This window comes from Cohnella yongneupensis (genome assembly GCF_042655785.1).
Lineage (GTDB): Bacteria > Bacillota > Bacilli > Paenibacillales > Paenibacillaceae > Cohnella > Cohnella yongneupensis.
Window position 1 is genome coordinate 262,250 of the sequence record NZ_JBHSNC010000010.1, and the last position, 15,534, is coordinate 277,783.

Genomic DNA, 15,534 nt, shown 5'->3' on the forward strand with positions numbered 1-15,534 from the left:
CCCCCGACGCAACTTTGTACCCTAACATGTTCCACACGAACCGCGATTTTCCTGCAAGTTGGGAAACTTTCGACAGATTTTCGACAAAATTCGTGCAAATCAGCGTGTTGGGCGCTGTATAATAATGCCTTCTGCCAGCAAAGCTTGTCGAATTCGCTTCGCGCTTTGCGCGGCGTTCGGCGTATCGCCATGCAAACAAATCGTTCGAACTCGCATGACGACGCTGCCGCCGTCGATCGTCGCAGCCTCGCCTTGCTTAACTAAGGATATCGCTTGCGCGACCGCCTTCTCGTCCTCATGCCATACGGCCCCCGGCAGTTGCCTTGAAGCTAGGCGGCCGTCCCGCCGATAGGTCCGATCGGCGAATCCTTCCGGGACGAAGCCAAGTCCGCATTCGGTCGCCGCGGTTTCAAGTCGACTTCCCGGCAAGCCGAATAGCAGCAAAGATGGATCAAAGCGATACACGGCTCCTGCGATCGCTTCCGCCAGCGCTTGATCGGTCGAAGCCATGTGATACAACGCCCCGTGCAGCTTCACGTGACAAAGCTTGCCGCCGGCCGCCCGAACGAAAGCTTGCAACGCTCCCGTCTGGTACAGCACGAAGTCGCTCGCTTCGCCGGGCGTTACCTGCATCTCCCGTCTACCGAAGCCGAGCCTATCGGGCAAGCCCGGGTGAGCTCCGATGGCGATCCCTCGTTCCAGGCATCGCTCCACGGTAGCACGCATTTGATGCGGATCTCCCGCATGATAGCCGCAAGCGATATTGGCGGAAGATATCGAAGCCAGAAGCTCGTCGTCCGAGCCGAAAGCATATAGGCCGAAGCCTTCGCCGAGATCGGCGTTCAAATCTATCTCGTTCACGCAAGCGTTCCTCCCGTCGTCCATGCGCATACCCGGGCGAATACGCCCGCCTTAAGCAGCGCAAGATCCTGTTCCTGCGCCTGTCTAGCTTGCATCGCGGCGTCCATGTCGACCCTCTCGAACCTCACCTGGTCGCCGGGGGCGACTTGGGCGAGCTTCGGCAGATCGGCCGCGATAACGTGCGCGAGCTTAGGATATCCTCCCGTCGGTTGGCAGCCCGCCGCAAGAACGATCGGTTGACCGTCCGGCGGAACTTGGACCGTGCCTTGCGCGACGCCGTGCGATGGCAATTCGACGCTGCTTAATCTTGCGAGCGCCGTTCCGTTTAACCGAATTCCCATCCGATTTGACGCGGTGCCGACGCGATACGCCGATTCTAGCAACGCTTGTCGCGCCTCCTGATCGAATTGCTCCCACTCCGCCCCTTCGGTTATCCGAAGTAGCACGAACCGTTGTCCTTCGGACGTACGAGCGTATCCGATACCGCTGGCTTGCCATGGGACCGTGCTCCAGCAGCGCCCTTCCTGTCTTGCTTTGCGAAGCAACCCGTCGCTAAGCACGAGCGACAACGCCGTAGGCTCGCCGCATCCGAGCGATTCGCTTTCGGCGACGGCCGCTCCGATCTTCGCCCGCGGATCGGTGCTGCGGCTACCCATTACTTTGGGTACATCGATGCCGCCCGCTATGGCCATATAGGTTCTGCATCCCGCGGTTACGCGGCCGAACGCTAACGTTGTGCCTCGGCGAAGCGCGACGGGCTTGTTCATCGGGATGGCTTCGCCGTTAGCGGATGCATCGATGTCCGCTCCGCTCAGGGCAATCAGCATATCCTGCTCCACCGCAAAGGCGGGTCCAATTATAGTTAGCTCAAGTCCTGCGGCGTCTTCACCGTTGCCGACGAGTATGTTCGCCGTTCGCATCGCGTATTCGTCCATCGCTCCGCCGACGGTGACGCCGTAAGCTTGCCAGCCTGGCCTTCCTAAATCTTGCACCGTAGTCAGCATCCCCGGCTTCGTCACCGTAAACGCCGCGTGGCGCGTGGGCTTCGAATACATCGGTGCTTTATTGTCCGTTGTCGCCAGAACCTCTTGCTTATCGCTATCAGCAGGTACGAACTTCACTCGATCCCCTGGAGCCAGCAAGAACGGCGCTTCCTCTTCCGGACGGAACAGCTGCATTGCCGTTCTGCCGATGATCTGCCAACCTCCGGGCGAGGTCACCGGATAGACGCCCGTCTGATTGCCGGCGATCCCGACGGATCCGAAGGGTACCGTCACCCTTGGCGTCTGGCGTCTCGGTTGGGCTAAGCGATCCGGCAACCCGATTAAGTAGGGAAAGCCGGGAGCGAATCCGATCATAGCGACTTCGTATACGACCTCCGAATGCTCCCGAATAAACTGTTGCACGGTCAATCCGCTTCTCGATGCGGATGCTTCTAGATCCGGTCCGTGCTCGCCGCCGTAACGAACCGGCAATTCGACGAGCTTCGGCGAGTATTCGGCGACCGATGCTACGAACCCTTCCAGCTTGAGAAGAAGCTCTTCGGACGCTTGCGCTACCATTAAGCGCGATGAACGAATATGTACGGCAATCGAACGATACGCGGGCACGAGCTCTTGCAGCCACGGAAGCGCTAGCCCCCGTATATGTTGCATGGCGGCGCCGACGGCCTGAATGGGAATATCGCCCGCTCGCCAAGCTAGCATAAACGCACGATCTCCTAGCGGCTCAATCACGAAGTCCGAAGTCGTCATTCCGATCGCTCCTCTTTGCATTACGGATTGCAACCTTTTCCGAATAAACGTTACAATTATGTTATCAGCAGAGGAGGAAGAAATCACCAGTGGAAACCTTCGAATTAGCGAATTTGACTATCTCCCAACCATCTTACGAACAATCGTTGAATTTTACGCGCGCCAAGCTGTTCGTCGTTACGGAGCATGGCTCCAAGCTGTGGTATATCGAACTTGACGGCATAATGGACGAGGCGTTGCTTCGTCGTTTCGCGGATTCGGAAGAGATCGGCGTCGACTTGCGCGCGACGACCGTAGGCGGCCGCGCCTTGGCCGGACGAGGCTATTTCCACGCCAATCCGCTGCACCGCGCCGCCGCGATCCGCGGCGAAGACCAGCTTGAAGGATACGGACGTCAAAGCGGAGCGTGAACAACTAGATGATGAACCGATGGAGCAGCTGGACCGCGCGGCTGAGGTGGACGACGCTCGCTGCCTGGATCGCGATTACCGTCGTCTCGGCGCTTGCTTTGCCTAGCTTGTCCGACGTCGTTCGCCATACCGAACAGACGTTCATCCCTAAGCAAGCCGAGTCGGCGCAAGCCCTAAAGCTGCTTCAAGAAATAAACCCCGACGCCAAGTCCCGGACGAGCGCCGTCATCGTGCTCTCGCGCGGCGGCGGATTGAACGCCGGGGATCGCGCATGGATGAACCGGACGCTCGCAGCGGTGGAAGCGCGCAAGGACGAGCTGGGCATAACCGGCCTGCTGGACGCCAATACCCAGCCCGAGCTCGCCGGACGCTTCCTGAGCACAGATAAGACGACGATGCTTGCGATCGTCTATTTGCCGCGGTCCGACTTCGACGACGCGACCAGAGAGACGCTTGCCCGGCTGAAGCGACTCCTTGCCGGGGCACCCGAAGGCGCCGAAGTCGAATTGACCGGCAGCGCCGCCATCTCGCAAGATTTCCAGGAGTCTTCCCGCGAAGGCTTAAAGCGAACGGAAAGCGTAACGATCGGACTCGTGCTCGTCATTCTGCTGATCGTCTTCCGTTCGCCCGTCGCCCCGATCGTCCCTCTCCTGACGATCGGGGTCAGCCTGGTCATCTCCAGAGGGATAACCGCATGGGCTGCAAGCTTCGGCCTTCCGGTGACCAGCTTTACCGAATCATTCTTGATCGCCGTCCTGTTCGGCGCGGGAACGGACTATTGCATCCTTATGATCGGTCGGTACCGCGAAGAACTCGGCGTCGACGGCGAGCCGGTCGCCGCGATGCGTAGAACGCTTCGCGGCGTCGGTCCGACGATCCTCTATGCCACCAGCACCGTATTCGCGGCGTTCTTCTTGATCGGCTTTGCCCAATTCGGACTGTACAAATCCGGCGCCGGCGTCGCGATCGGCTTGCTCGTAACGCTTCTCGCGGGCATGACGCTCGCGCCTGCCCTCATTCTATTGCTCGGCAAAGCGCTGTTCTGGCCGCTCTGGCCGGGTAAAGGCAACGCCTCGCCGCACGGCCATTCCAAGCTGTGGGCGTCCGCGGCCGCAATCGCGTCTAAACGGTCCGTGCTCGTGATGCTTTCGGCCATTCTGTTGCTAACGCCGATAACGTTTCTTTTCCAGGGCAAGCGGTCTTTCGACGATATATCGGAGATCAGCCCGTCGCTAGGCTCCGTCGTCGGTTTCCATCAGACGGAGCGCGCTTTCGGAGCCGGGGAGGTGTTCCCGCTCACGATGGTCGTCACGTCTTCGGAATCGTTGCGCACGCCTTCCGCCTTCGCCGCGCTGGAGCAAGCCAGCTCCGATCTCGCGCATGTCAAAGGGGTACGAGAAGTGCGCAGCGCGACTCGTCCGCTCGGGGAGAAGCTGAAAGTCGGACAAGCCGGCGGCGCTCCGCAAGGGCAGACATCCGCCGAAGAGAATAAAGCCGGTTCCGCGAGACAACAAGCGCTATTGCGAGGACTCGAGGCGATCGCGCTTCGCGCGGTTCCGATCAGCCAAGGCTTGGTCGGCATCTTGCCTTCTATTCGGCCGATCATCGACGCGCTGATGCCGTTCTTCACGGAACAGCTTCAAGCTTCGGAAGGAATCGCGGACTTAAAAGACTTATTGGAGCAAGGGAACGGCAGCACGCAGGCACCAAGCGTCGAGACGGATCCGATCAAAGCCGGCATGCAGCAAATATTGCGATTTTACATGTCTCCGGACGGCCGTACTACGAAAATCGATATTATTATGAAGACGAATCCTTTCTCTACCGAGACGATGGACAGCGTCGATACGCTGACCGCTGCGCTACGAAAAAGCCTGGATGAATCCGTTATTACGGACCCGCAAGTTTTCGCTTCCGGAGCATCGGCCAAATATAACGAGCTGCGCGAAATTTCTTATCGAGATTTCTTAAGAACAGGCGCGCTCGTACTCGTTGGGATCGCCATCGTGCTTATGCTGCTGCTGCGATCGATCATCGGGCCGTTGTACGTGCTAGCCGCGCTCGTCTTCAATTACTTGATTACGATGGGGCTGCTGGAATTTCTGTACGTGAAGATGCTTGGATTCGACGGGTTGTCTTGGACGGCGTCCTTCTTCATCTTTATGGTTATCGTCGCGCTCGGAGTCGACTACAGCATCTTCCTCATGGCGCGTTACCGAGAAGAGTATCGGTACGGAAACAGCAAGGAAGCGATGACGAAAGCTATGACGTCGACCGGTGGAATTATTATCTCTGCAGCCGCTATCATGGCAGGCACGTTCGGCGCGCTCGGCTTCTCCGGCGTCGATACGCTTATCCAGATCGGAGTAGGCACGATGATCGGCCTGCTGCTGTATGCGACGCTGTTCATGTCCCTAGTCGTGCCGGCCATAACCTTCCTCGTCGGCGAACGCAATCGGTGGCCGTTTCGCAAGCGGTAGTTACAACGGCTCGTCCTGACCGCCGGCGACTCTGCCGCCGATGAATCGAAGCATCGCTTCCAGCTCCTGCTGTTGCAAGCGCTCGAGCAACGATCTTAAAGCCGAATCGTCCCCGTTTGTCCTCGTCTCGTGAATTTCGATCGTGTTCGCGAACAACGATGGGTTCCAGCTTCCTTGATGGCGAATGGCGTTCAGCGCTTGACCGATCGTACCGGACGACGATGGTTCTTTTTCGAGCAACGTTGCCGCCCGAGCCTGCAACCCGTGATAGGCAGGATGATCCCCGGAACGCATAAACCAGTATTTAGCGTTGTCGTAGTCCCCTTCTCTTCGATGCACGATACCGTGAAGCGCCGAACCGGTTGCCGAATGCAGCTCCTGAACGAGCTCGTGAGCCGCTTCCAGATCATCGTTCCACAGATGCAGCGCCGCTTTCCAAGCCGGCGCCGACAGCTTGCCGTCCGGATGGTTGCCCGCCAGCTCTTCCTCGGATAGCGCCGCAATGTCTTGCGCTAAGCCCGGATGCCATACGTACTGCGGCGTTAGCGCCGGTAGGCTTTGCCGTCCTTGGAGCATTGCGATTACTTTCACGCTTGGCATGTCGTTCATGTCCGGTCCCCTTTCTATCTCCAGCTTTTGACATCACAATAGCCGAATCCGCGGTTTTTGTCGAGAGACCGACCGCTTTCCGATAACGATAGCCTAGAACGCAAAAAAGCCAGGCAGCAAATTCGTCTGCCTGGCTAAACGCTATCGCTTACTTGTTATACACTTCCGGCGTCGTCATCTTGTCGTAGAAGTCGGTGAACAGATCACGCTTCTCCGAAGCGCGCCAGCCCATCGCCGAGCGCGGATGCTCGTCCAGCATGCCGGTAATCATGTCCGGAATGAGGTAGCCCCACTCTTCCTTCTCGCGCAGCTTGAGCATATGCTTCTCGATCATGCCGAGAACCGGACGGAGGCTGTATTCCGGACGCGTGATCTTGGCGAGCAATAGCTCGGTCGGCGTGTTGCCGGCGGCGCGGCCCATTCCGTACACCGATGCGTCGAGCAGCTCTACGCCGAGTTTGGCCGCAGCCATCGTGTTCGCGAACGCGAGTTGCATATTGTTGTGCGTATGGACGCCTAGACGTTTGTTCTTCAAGGAGCGACGGAACTTCTCGACCAAATAAGTGAAATCGTCCGGATCCAAGCTGCCGAAAGAGTCCACGATGTAGACGACGTCGATCGGGCTGTCGTTAATCATCGCGAGCGATTCGTTAAGCTCGTTGTCCATGACGTTCGATAGCGCCATGATGTTGATCGTCGTCTCGTAGCCGCGTTCATGGAACAGCGTGGCCAGCTCGATCGCTTTAGCCGTATCGCGCGCGTAAGTCGCGACGCGGATCAAGTCGAGCATCGAGTCGCTGCGTGGAAGCACGTCCGCTTCGTCTACCCGGCCTACGTCGACGAGCGCCGACAGCTTCGTGTTCTTCTTCTGGATAATATCGCGCAGGAACGCGTCGTCCAGAAAACGCCAAGGACCTTCTTTTCCTTCGCTCTTAAGCAGCTTCGGAGAGTTTTTGTAGCCGATTTCCATGTACTCGACGCCAGCGGCGTTCAAGGATTCATACAGATCCTGAACGAATTCGACGCTGAAATCCCAATTATTGACGAGTCCTCCGTCGCGGACCGTGCAGTCCACGATTTTGCAATGGCTTGTCTTGCTTTGTACGCTCATTTCCGTAAAATCTCCTTTGTCTCCACTGGCCTGTGCGGTTTCTGGAATAATGATTATTAGTTTACAACAAACCGGTATCGTTTACTACCTCAATATGCCAATAGCGAGTTATGTCATTATAAAAATGATGTTTTCGCCCAGTCGGTCGATTTTCAGGCTTTTGCCATCCAAAAACCATACGTCCTTGCTTTCCATGTAAAACGTCAACGGTTCTGCGACCGTCGTTACTGCCGCGTCAAGCGGGGTGTCTCTCGTAATGCCGAATGCAAAAGGAACTTCCGCTCCGCTTACGTACCTGACGAACACGCGAATCATTTCGCCGTCCCCGAAACCCCATTCGTTCTTGATGCAGGACAGCGCGGAAGGCGTTACGACCAATTCCACTTCCATCACCCCATCGCCCATAATGAATACCCTTACATTGTACAGCCTTTCGGAAAATAATGGAACGTAAAGCTAAGCTTCCCGGCGCTTAAATACGACCGGCGCGAAGCCGAGCGAGAGCGCCAGCATGCCCGTGCCCGCCAATGCGGTAATGCCGTAGCCTTGCAACCAATCGGGTCCGCTATCCGCAAGTTCGTACAGCCATCCGCCTAGCATCGGTCCGATAAACCCCGCCATGCCGGTTAGCGCGGAAAATACCGCGATATAGATCGGCCGCTCCGACGTCGGCGAATCTCCGATCAAGAAGTTGAATACGAGCAGATTGTACCCCGCCAAGCCGAATCCGAGCACCGCATGAACGATAATAAGCGTAAGCATCGCCGGCATGACGGCCATTCCGAACCAGAGCGCGCAGGAGGCCGCGATCAGCGGGAACGTCCAGATGAGCAGCGTATTCGTGGCGAAACGGCTATTGAGCACGCCCCAATAGTAGTAGCTGATCATCATTACGACGTTTTGCAGCATCGTTATGATCGTGACTTTGCTGGTGCTTAAATCGATAACCTCTAACATGACGTACGAGAATAGAGGGACGACGATATTTTGCAGCAAAATGAAGGCGGATATGAATACGGTCGCCATCAGGAAGCGCCGATCCGCGAACGGCTTCGACAGCATCCTGAGCGAGCGTCCGCTCTCCGACGGCTGGAACGGGGGGTTCGGATAGCGAGCCAAAGACCAGCCGTTCCAGACGACGCAGGCGGCGCTTACCGCGAACAACACGGTAAACCCGCGCGTGCCCGGCAGCCACTCCATCAATTGTCCGCCCAATAGTAACGTCGCGCATACGACGAACCAATGGATCGTGTTGCGAATGCCGAAATATTTGCCTCTGATCTGCGCGGGCACGACATCGGCCATGAGTGACGTCCATATAACCCCGCCTGCTTGACCCGATATCATCGACATTAGCCAAAGCGCAATATACACGGGAATCCAGGCGTCCTCCGAGAACGTTAGCGGGATAAGTCCCGTCGCGATCCAAAGCGTCCGATGGACGGTTCCGAACAGAGTGAGATACAATCGCCGGTTATGCCACCGCTGCATGGCGAAAGCGATGAATACTTGCACGAGCAGTGCGAAGTAGGGTATCGCCATGACGATGCCGATATGGAACGCCGTGAAGCCCAAATACGTCAAATAGACAGTCTGCAGAGGACCGCCTAACAAATTCGCGATAATGTTGGCGGGAATGCCTTCGATCAAAGAGATCCGCAAGCCCCGCCTGTTTTCCGTTTCGTCGCGGCGAGTCGCCAGCGTGCGCCGCAAACCGCCAAACCAATGCTTCATGACCGGTTCCCCCATGGTGAAGCTCAATGCGTATGCCGAGCTTATCATCCACCCGCGTGTCAGATCGCGATCATGCGAACGTACTCCACGAGCGTCCGAACGATGACGCCGGTGCCGCCCTTGCTCTCGAACCCGCGATCGGACCACATCCAAGCGGTTCCCCCGATGTCCAAATGGATCCAAGGCTTGCCTTCCGAGAAATGCCGGACGAACAAGGCACCCGCGATCGCGCCCGCCCATGCTCCCCCGTGGTTTTTCACGTCGGCTACGTCGCTCTTGAGCAATCTGTCGTATTCGGGATGCATGGGCAATTGCCAGACGTATTCACCCGCATGGCTCGAAGCATGAATCACGTTAGCCATAAACGACTGTTCGTTCGTGAACGCTCCGGTCGTCAGATCGCCGAGCGCGTGCATGACCGCTCCCGTCAACGTCGCGACGTCGATCAGCTTCGTCGCGCCATGGCGTATCGCCGTCGTTAGTCCGTCGGCGAGCACGATTCGGCCTTCCGCGTCCGTATTAAGCACTTCGACCGTCTGCCCGCTGTATGTCGTAAGTACGTCGCCCGGCTTGAACGCGCTGCCCGAGGGCATGTTCTCCGCCGCCGGAACGACCATGACGACGTTCGCTCGCGGCTTCAGCTCGCCGATTGCCCTCATAGCGCCCAGCACCGCCGCCGAGCCGCCCATGTCGGAGATCATCTCCTCCATGCCTTCGGGCTTTTTCAAGGATATGCCGCCGGTATCGAACGTTATTCCTTTGCCGATGAGACCGAGCGTCTGATCGCTCCCCGGATTGCCGCGATAGTTAAGCACGATCATGCGAGGCGGGTTCGCGCTCCCCATTCCTACCGCAAGCAGCCCGCCCATGCCTTCGGCCGCGGCCGTCCGCTCGTCGTAAATCTTGCAATCGAAGCCGTATCGATCCGCGAGCGAGCGGGCTTCGCGGGCGAGCAGCTCCGGCGTAAGCCGGTTACTCGGCACGTTCGTCAGCTCTCGCGCGTAGCAGACGGCGTTCGCCGTGCGATAACCTAGCTGCAAGCCTTCCTGCCAAGCGTCCGCATCCGCGCCTTCTTCCAATAGGAAGGTCAAGCGGGTAAGCACGGCCTGCTCCCGGCCACCCGCGGCAAGACTGTCTCTCCGGTATAAACCGAGCAGCAGCCCTTCCATGAACGCGGCAGCCGACGATGCCGGCTGTCCTGCCGGAACGACAATGTCGGCGCTGCGGACCCGGAGACCGAGCAGTTTATTACCTACCGTTCCCGCCGCTCCCCGCAGCGCTTTAGTCGACATCGGCGCGCGTTCGCATCCCGCGACGAGCAAATAAGGCTGCGGCAAATAGCCTAACGTAGGCATCGATACGGCTTCTCCCGGCTTGCCTTGAAAAGCTTCCCGCCCGTATAAATCACGAAGAGCATCGTCCAAGAGCGGATGAAACAACACTTCTCCGCGTCCTAGAAACGATGCGTCCTCGAACCGTACCCTTATATCCGCGCGTTCGCCATCGTTGTCCTTCGTCCCGACGATCCGCCACGTTATATCCCAATCTGTCCATAACATCTCTATCGTTACCACCTTGCGAAGATTCGAATACCTACACAGATTCTACTCTTTCCCCTCGGTGCAAGGCAAATAGATTAAAAATTCCGTTCCTTCGTTCACCTGGCTTTCCACGTGGATCATGCCGCCGTGGTTCGTGATGATCCGATAGCTGACCGATAGTCCTAATCCGGTACCGGCTTCCTTCGTCGTGAAAAAAGGATCGAACAAGCGCGCAAGCGTCGACCTCTCCATGCCTTTTCCATTATCCCGGAACGAAATGACGGCATAGGCGCCTTCTCGCCGAGCGGTTATGTCGATACGGCCTTTGCGGCGGTTGCCGACTTCCGAAATCGCATCCATCGCGTTTTTCAGCATGTTCAGGAATACTTGCTTTACTTGCTTCACGTCGATGGCGATCATTAAGTAAGGATCGAACACCTCGCACTGCAGCTCGCAGCCCTTCATATGAGCTTCGCTCTCGGAGAGCAGGATCGTCTCCTTCAGAAGGAGCCCGACGAGCACCGCCTGCTTCATCGGGGCCGATGGCTTCGAGGAGTTCAGAAACTCGTAAATGATGTCGTTCGCCCGGTCGATTTCGGAAATGATAATTCGCCCGTATTCTTGCTTCCCGATCTCGATAAGGAAAGGATTGAGGAGCTGGATAAACCCTCGAATCGAAGTTAGCGGGTTGCGTATTTCGTGGGCGATCGCCGCTGCGATCTTGCCTAGCATAGCCAGCTTGTCGTTCTGGAATGCCGTCTGCTCGATTTGCTTGTATTCGGAGACGTCCTTCACGCTGACCAAGTAATCCCCGTCCAATTCGTCGATCAAAGAAATCGTCACGAGGAGAAATCTGCCGCTCGCGTCTTGGAACTCCCCTTGAAACCTCCGGTATAGCACCATTTCCCTATACATCCGCACGAAGCTTCTTCGGATCGGTTTCTTAAGATGCGAGTGGAAAAAAAGCTGGTATAACGTGCATCCAATCAGCGTTTTGCGCGGGGCTTGAAGCATGCGCGACATCGGAACGTTAAGGAATCGAAGGTTGCCGGCGTTATCGAATAAAGCGACTCCGCTATCCATGTGTTGAAGTACCGTTTCGAATTTGTTAGGCCGTTCTTCTTCGATCGGCACCGCGTTCATAGCAGCCGTCATGAGCAATCGCTCCGTGTTCACGTCCGGGAGCGGCTCTTCGCTTGCGGCCGCGCTCTCGGGCAGACGAAGCGCGATTAACAATTCGGTGATAAACAAAAGAGACCGGTGAACGAACGTCATCCGGTCTTCTAGGTCCGTGTACGAAAGAAGAAACTTTACGCTCTCCTCATGGTGATCCATGATCGCATCCGCGGGGATATCCTGTAGAGCCTGTCTAAGAGCGTCGATGTCGGCGCGTGCAGCTTCACCGCCATTACGGACGAATTCGGCTAGAATCGGCAAATAAAGCGTTCTCCACCTATCCATTCCGTTCGACCTCCTTCTCGACAGTCGCATCGTCTACAGACAAAAATCACATTTATCATAGACATTGTTTAGCAAAACTGTCAACGAGAGAAGTTGTCGATAACTGTAAGGATATGTCGATACGTTAACGTCCGCGACGATCGTCGTCCGAATGATTGCCTCCCTCCCCGTCATTGCTGGAATTGCTTCCCCGGTCGTCCCCTCGATCGCGCTCGTCTTTGTCGCTATCGTCCTTTGAATTGTGCTTGTTGTTGTCTTTTCCCGAACCGTTGACAACTTGCTTAACGCCGTCTTGGTGTTTACCGCCTTTGTTGTCGTTACGATCTTCTTGGCGCTTATCGTCGTTTTGCCCATTATCGTCGTCGTTGCGCTCGTCCTTATTGCGGTTATCGACATTGTCTCTTTTACCGTTACTTGTGGAGTTATCGTCTGACTTTCCTTTCTCGTCGGACTTTCCTTTGTCGTCATTCTTGCCTTTGTCGTCATTCTTGCCTTTGTCGTCCTTGCCTTTGTCATCTTTGCCTTTGTCGTCCTTGCCTTTATCGTCCTTGCCTTTGTCGTCCTTGCCTTTGTCGTCGCTTTTATCGTTGCCCGAATGCTTCGCATCGTCACTCGGCTTCGGCGACGCCCCGGGTTCCTTGGAAGCTTTCGGTCCGCCTGCGGAAGGAAGCTTCTTCTTAGCTCTCGCCTCGCTGAGCAACTTCTCCCAAGCGTCCTTGTCCGCCCTATGATCGTCTTCCCCGCCGAGCACTTTGCTTACGCCGCCCCATTCCGCGGCAATCTTCTTAAGCGATTGTTTTTTCAACGATTCGATGGAAACGTCGTGACCTTGGCTTTCCGCCGCCAGCCAGAACGCCATCTTGCCGGATGACACGCCTTGCTCGTTCGCGGCTTGGCGAATGTCCTGCGGCACGGATATCGTAGTCACGTCGAGCTGTTCGCCCGTTGTCGGATCATTCCGCATGGCCGCTTCGCTTAGCGCAGACTTCACCTTCTCGGACGCTTGCGCTACCCAGTCATCGGCAATCGATCCGAGCGGAACGCTAGCGATGACGATTTCTCTATCCGGGAGCGTCAAAATATTCGTTGCGACCAAGTTGTCCGCCAAATCCTGCATGACGGATTCCAAATCCCGTCCTTTGTATTTCACGTGCGCTATGATCGCTTCGGCATCCGAATTCACCGCGCGAAGCAAGCGAACGTTCATCTTCTTGTCCAACCCGATCTCGACGCTCGGATTGATGTCCATCGTCACGTAGGCGACGACTTCAGGGGGACGCATCAGCCAAATGCCGAAGAAGAGGATTAGCAACACCGCCGCGCTAATGCCCGATTGCAACAACCGCCGTAGCTTAACGGTATTACGCTGCAAAGCATAAGCGACTTCCGCTCCTATCTCGAACCCGGGCAACCTGCGAACCCGAACGAACTCGCCACCAGGCGTAAGCACGACAGCCGTCTTGTTTTCCAATGCCATTATCGTTCCGCGGTTCATTGCGCTTCCTCCTTTCGGCTTTCGTATAACCCTATGTAATGCTGCAAATACGGGTACGTTCCGCTCGCGATGAGAGATACCGCGATGACGTATTTGCGATGGCGTTCGATCGTCTTGCGCGACACGGATTCCGCCAAACACAGCTCCTTAATAGGCAGCTGTCGCTTTTCCTTCAAATAACGAACCAGGCCTGCGTCCCGGGACAAAGCGCTCCCGAGCCTAAGCAACGCCTCCCTCGAGTCTTGATGGCTTGGCGATAATCGGACTAAATCGGAGAAAGTGATGCCGTATATCGCTAGTTCCTCCGTCAGCGCTTCGATTTCCAGCTTGCGTTCGTCCGAGGTGCGAGTGCGCTCGTAAGCGTCCATCGCTTGACTGACTTCGATCCGGTTCATCGGCGCTTCGCCCGATTCCTCGTCGAACGCGCTGTACGGAACGACCCCATTATGTCTGCTCTCTTGCCGTACATAATCGATGAGCCGCCTTCGTATAACCGTTTCCGCGAAGCCCAAAAACAGCCTGCCGTTCTCCGGTTCGAAGCGAGTAATCGCTTCGTCGAACGCGGAGAGCGCAATGCTAAAGGCGTCATCCCGCTGCGGATCGATATATCGGCGGTAAAAACGACTCGTGATCTTAATAATATATGGATGATAGCGAACGATCAGTTCATTGCGCAGCGCCGTTTCCCCATTGCGGATACGTTCCACGATCGCTTCGGGCGACTGTACGTCCGAAGGTTCGCGGGCTGACATGACCGATGCGTTGAACCATTTTTTCCAAAGTACGAGCAGCACCAGCTCACCCCACGATCATATAAATTCGGACAACATCTTTATTTTAAGGGGGTACCTTCCTAAAAGAAACAAAAAAGAGCTGGCATTAAACGGAATAAGTCCGCTTAAACGCTCAGCCCTTGCGGTTATCGTTATCGGTTCGGCAGCCCGCTCCGTTAAAGCGCGCCTCCCGGCGTACGCTTCAAGCGTAGCTTATGACGCCGCTGGCTCAACACGATGAGCCGCTTCTTCAGCTGTTGCACCCACTCGCCGTCGTCAATCTCCTTGGCGAAGGAGAGCAAATCCAACGACATGTCGATCTGGTTCTGAACGAGAAGAATCGGATCTTCGTCCTCGTTGTTGACGCAGTTCTCGTTCAAATCTTTGTCGGATTCGTCGACGTAATCATGAAAGTCGACTTCGGAGGCTCCGTCTCCATGCGCGTACTCGGCCAATATTTCATATTCGTTCTCCACCAGATAATGGACTTCTATCCGATGGCAGACCGGACACAACAAGATCGGAACATTATGGATTCTCGTCCGGTAATGCTTCAACGTACCTTTCGTTCCAATCATACTCGCACCGCAGCAGAAGCTCATCGCCTTCACCTCCGAAATACGGAAACCTGATTTCCTCACTTTATTCTATACATACGAGCACAATTCCTGCCTCAAAGAAAACAAACTCCCCGGAAGAAATCTTCCGAGGAGAATGCGGGCCGGTTTCGACTTATTTCGCTACGAGGTTCTTGTCGCCGGCTTTCCAGTTCATTGGGCACAAGCCGCCGGATTGAAGCGCTTGAAGAACGCGAAGCGTTTCTTCTACGCTGCGGCCGATGTCGTTATGATTAACGACTTGGTATTTCAATTCGCCTTCAGGGCTGATGATGAACAAGCCGCGCAATGCGATTCCTTCTTCTTCGATCAATACGCCATAGTCGCTAGCGACTTTCTTCGTAAGATCAGATGCAAGCGGGAAGTTCAACTGGCCGAGGCCGTTGTCGTTGCGAGCTGTATTAATCCACGCGCGGTGGCTATGCTTGCTGTCTACGCTGACGCCGAGAACTTCCGTATTCAGTCCGCTGAATACTTCCGCAGCATCGGACAGAGCCGTAATTTCCGTCGGACATACGAACGTGAAGTCCAGCGGATAGAAGAACAGCACCAACCATTTACCGCGATAATCGGACAAAGAAGCCGTTCCGAATTCTTGACCGTTACCAAGAGCCGTCTCCATCGTGAAATCCGGCGCAGGGCGACCTACCAAACGTTCTGCCATCGATATTTCCTCCTATCGGACCGG

14 protein-coding genes are annotated in these 15,534 nt (G+C 56.1%); 2 read left to right on the forward strand and 12 right to left on the reverse strand.

The window, feature by feature from the left end; all coding sequences use genetic code 11:
• Positions 1-99: 99 nt before the first annotated feature.
• Both ACFPQ4_RS04035 and pxpB read right to left on the reverse strand, forming a co-directional pair.
• Complete coding sequence (locus ACFPQ4_RS04035; RefSeq protein ID WP_378110467.1) at positions 100-861, reverse strand: LamB/YcsF family protein; 762 nt, start codon at positions 859-861, stop codon at positions 100-102.
• Positions 858-2,615, reverse strand: a complete 1,758-nt coding sequence (gene pxpB, locus ACFPQ4_RS04040; protein ID WP_378110468.1) for a 5-oxoprolinase subunit PxpB — start codon at positions 2,613-2,615, stop codon at positions 858-860. The genes ACFPQ4_RS04035 and pxpB overlap by 4 nt, the downstream gene beginning before the upstream one ends.
• An 89-nt stretch (positions 2,616-2,704) precedes the next feature.
• On the opposite strand from pxpB, the gene ACFPQ4_RS04045 reads away from it, so the two are divergent.
• Both ACFPQ4_RS04045 and ACFPQ4_RS04050 read left to right on the forward strand, forming a co-directional pair.
• Positions 2,705-3,025 carry a hypothetical protein gene (locus tag ACFPQ4_RS04045; RefSeq protein ID WP_378110469.1) on the forward strand — a complete coding sequence of 107 codons (321 nt, stop codon included), beginning with the start codon at positions 2,705-2,707 and terminating at the stop codon, positions 3,023-3,025.
• A gap of 8 nt (positions 3,026-3,033) precedes the next feature.
• Positions 3,034-5,505 carry an MMPL family transporter gene (locus tag ACFPQ4_RS04050; RefSeq protein WP_378110471.1) on the forward strand — a complete coding sequence of 824 codons (2,472 nt, stop codon included), beginning with the start codon at positions 3,034-3,036 and terminating at the stop codon, positions 5,503-5,505.
• Here the strand turns inward: ACFPQ4_RS04050 and ACFPQ4_RS04055 are convergent, their stop codons facing one another.
• From ACFPQ4_RS04055 to ACFPQ4_RS04100, 10 genes are all read right to left on the reverse strand, one after another.
• Positions 5,506-6,114 (reverse strand): hypothetical protein, encoded by a 609-nt coding sequence (locus ACFPQ4_RS04055; RefSeq protein WP_378110473.1) that lies wholly within the window; start codon positions 6,112-6,114, stop codon positions 5,506-5,508.
• Between the two features lie 148 nt (positions 6,115-6,262).
• The gene (locus tag ACFPQ4_RS04060) at positions 6,263-7,225 is read right to left on the reverse strand and encodes an aldolase catalytic domain-containing protein (protein ID WP_378110474.1); all 963 of its coding nucleotides are present in this window, start codon (positions 7,223-7,225) and stop codon (positions 6,263-6,265) included.
• A gap of 108 nt (positions 7,226-7,333) precedes the next feature.
• Positions 7,334-7,630: a HesB/YadR/YfhF family protein gene (locus ACFPQ4_RS04065; protein WP_378110475.1), complete on the reverse strand. Its 297-nt coding sequence runs from the start codon at positions 7,628-7,630 to the stop codon at positions 7,334-7,336.
• 51 nt (positions 7,631-7,681) lie between these two features.
• A complete protein-coding gene (locus ACFPQ4_RS04070) occupies positions 7,682-8,959 on the reverse strand; it encodes an MFS transporter (protein WP_378110476.1) in 1,278 nt (425 codons plus the stop codon).
• A gap of 59 nt (positions 8,960-9,018) precedes the next feature.
• Positions 9,019-10,518, reverse strand: a complete 1,500-nt coding sequence (locus ACFPQ4_RS04075; RefSeq protein ID WP_378110477.1) for a leucyl aminopeptidase — start codon at positions 10,516-10,518, stop codon at positions 9,019-9,021.
• A gap of 45 nt (positions 10,519-10,563) precedes the next feature.
• On the reverse strand, positions 10,564-11,961 hold the full coding sequence (locus ACFPQ4_RS04080; protein WP_378110478.1) for an ATP-binding protein: 1,398 nt from the start codon (positions 11,959-11,961) through the stop codon (positions 10,564-10,566).
• A 124-nt stretch (positions 11,962-12,085) separates the two neighbouring features.
• Positions 12,086-13,456 carry an anti-sigma-I factor RsgI family protein gene (locus tag ACFPQ4_RS04085; RefSeq protein ID WP_378110479.1) on the reverse strand — a complete coding sequence of 457 codons (1,371 nt, stop codon included), beginning with the start codon at positions 13,454-13,456 and terminating at the stop codon, positions 12,086-12,088.
• Positions 13,453-14,250, reverse strand: coding sequence for an RNA polymerase sigma-I factor (gene sigI, locus ACFPQ4_RS04090; protein ID WP_378110480.1), 798 nt, complete (start codon positions 14,248-14,250; stop codon positions 13,453-13,455). Before sigI ends, ACFPQ4_RS04085 begins: the two co-directional genes overlap by 4 nt.
• Before the next feature lie 155 nt (positions 14,251-14,405).
• A complete protein-coding gene (locus ACFPQ4_RS04095; protein WP_378110481.1) occupies positions 14,406-14,831 on the reverse strand; it encodes a hypothetical protein in 426 nt (141 codons plus the stop codon).
• Between the two features lie 130 nt (positions 14,832-14,961).
• Complete coding sequence (locus ACFPQ4_RS04100) at positions 14,962-15,510, reverse strand: peroxiredoxin (RefSeq protein ID WP_378110483.1); 549 nt, start codon at positions 15,508-15,510, stop codon at positions 14,962-14,964.
• Positions 15,511-15,534 lie beyond the last annotated feature (24 nt).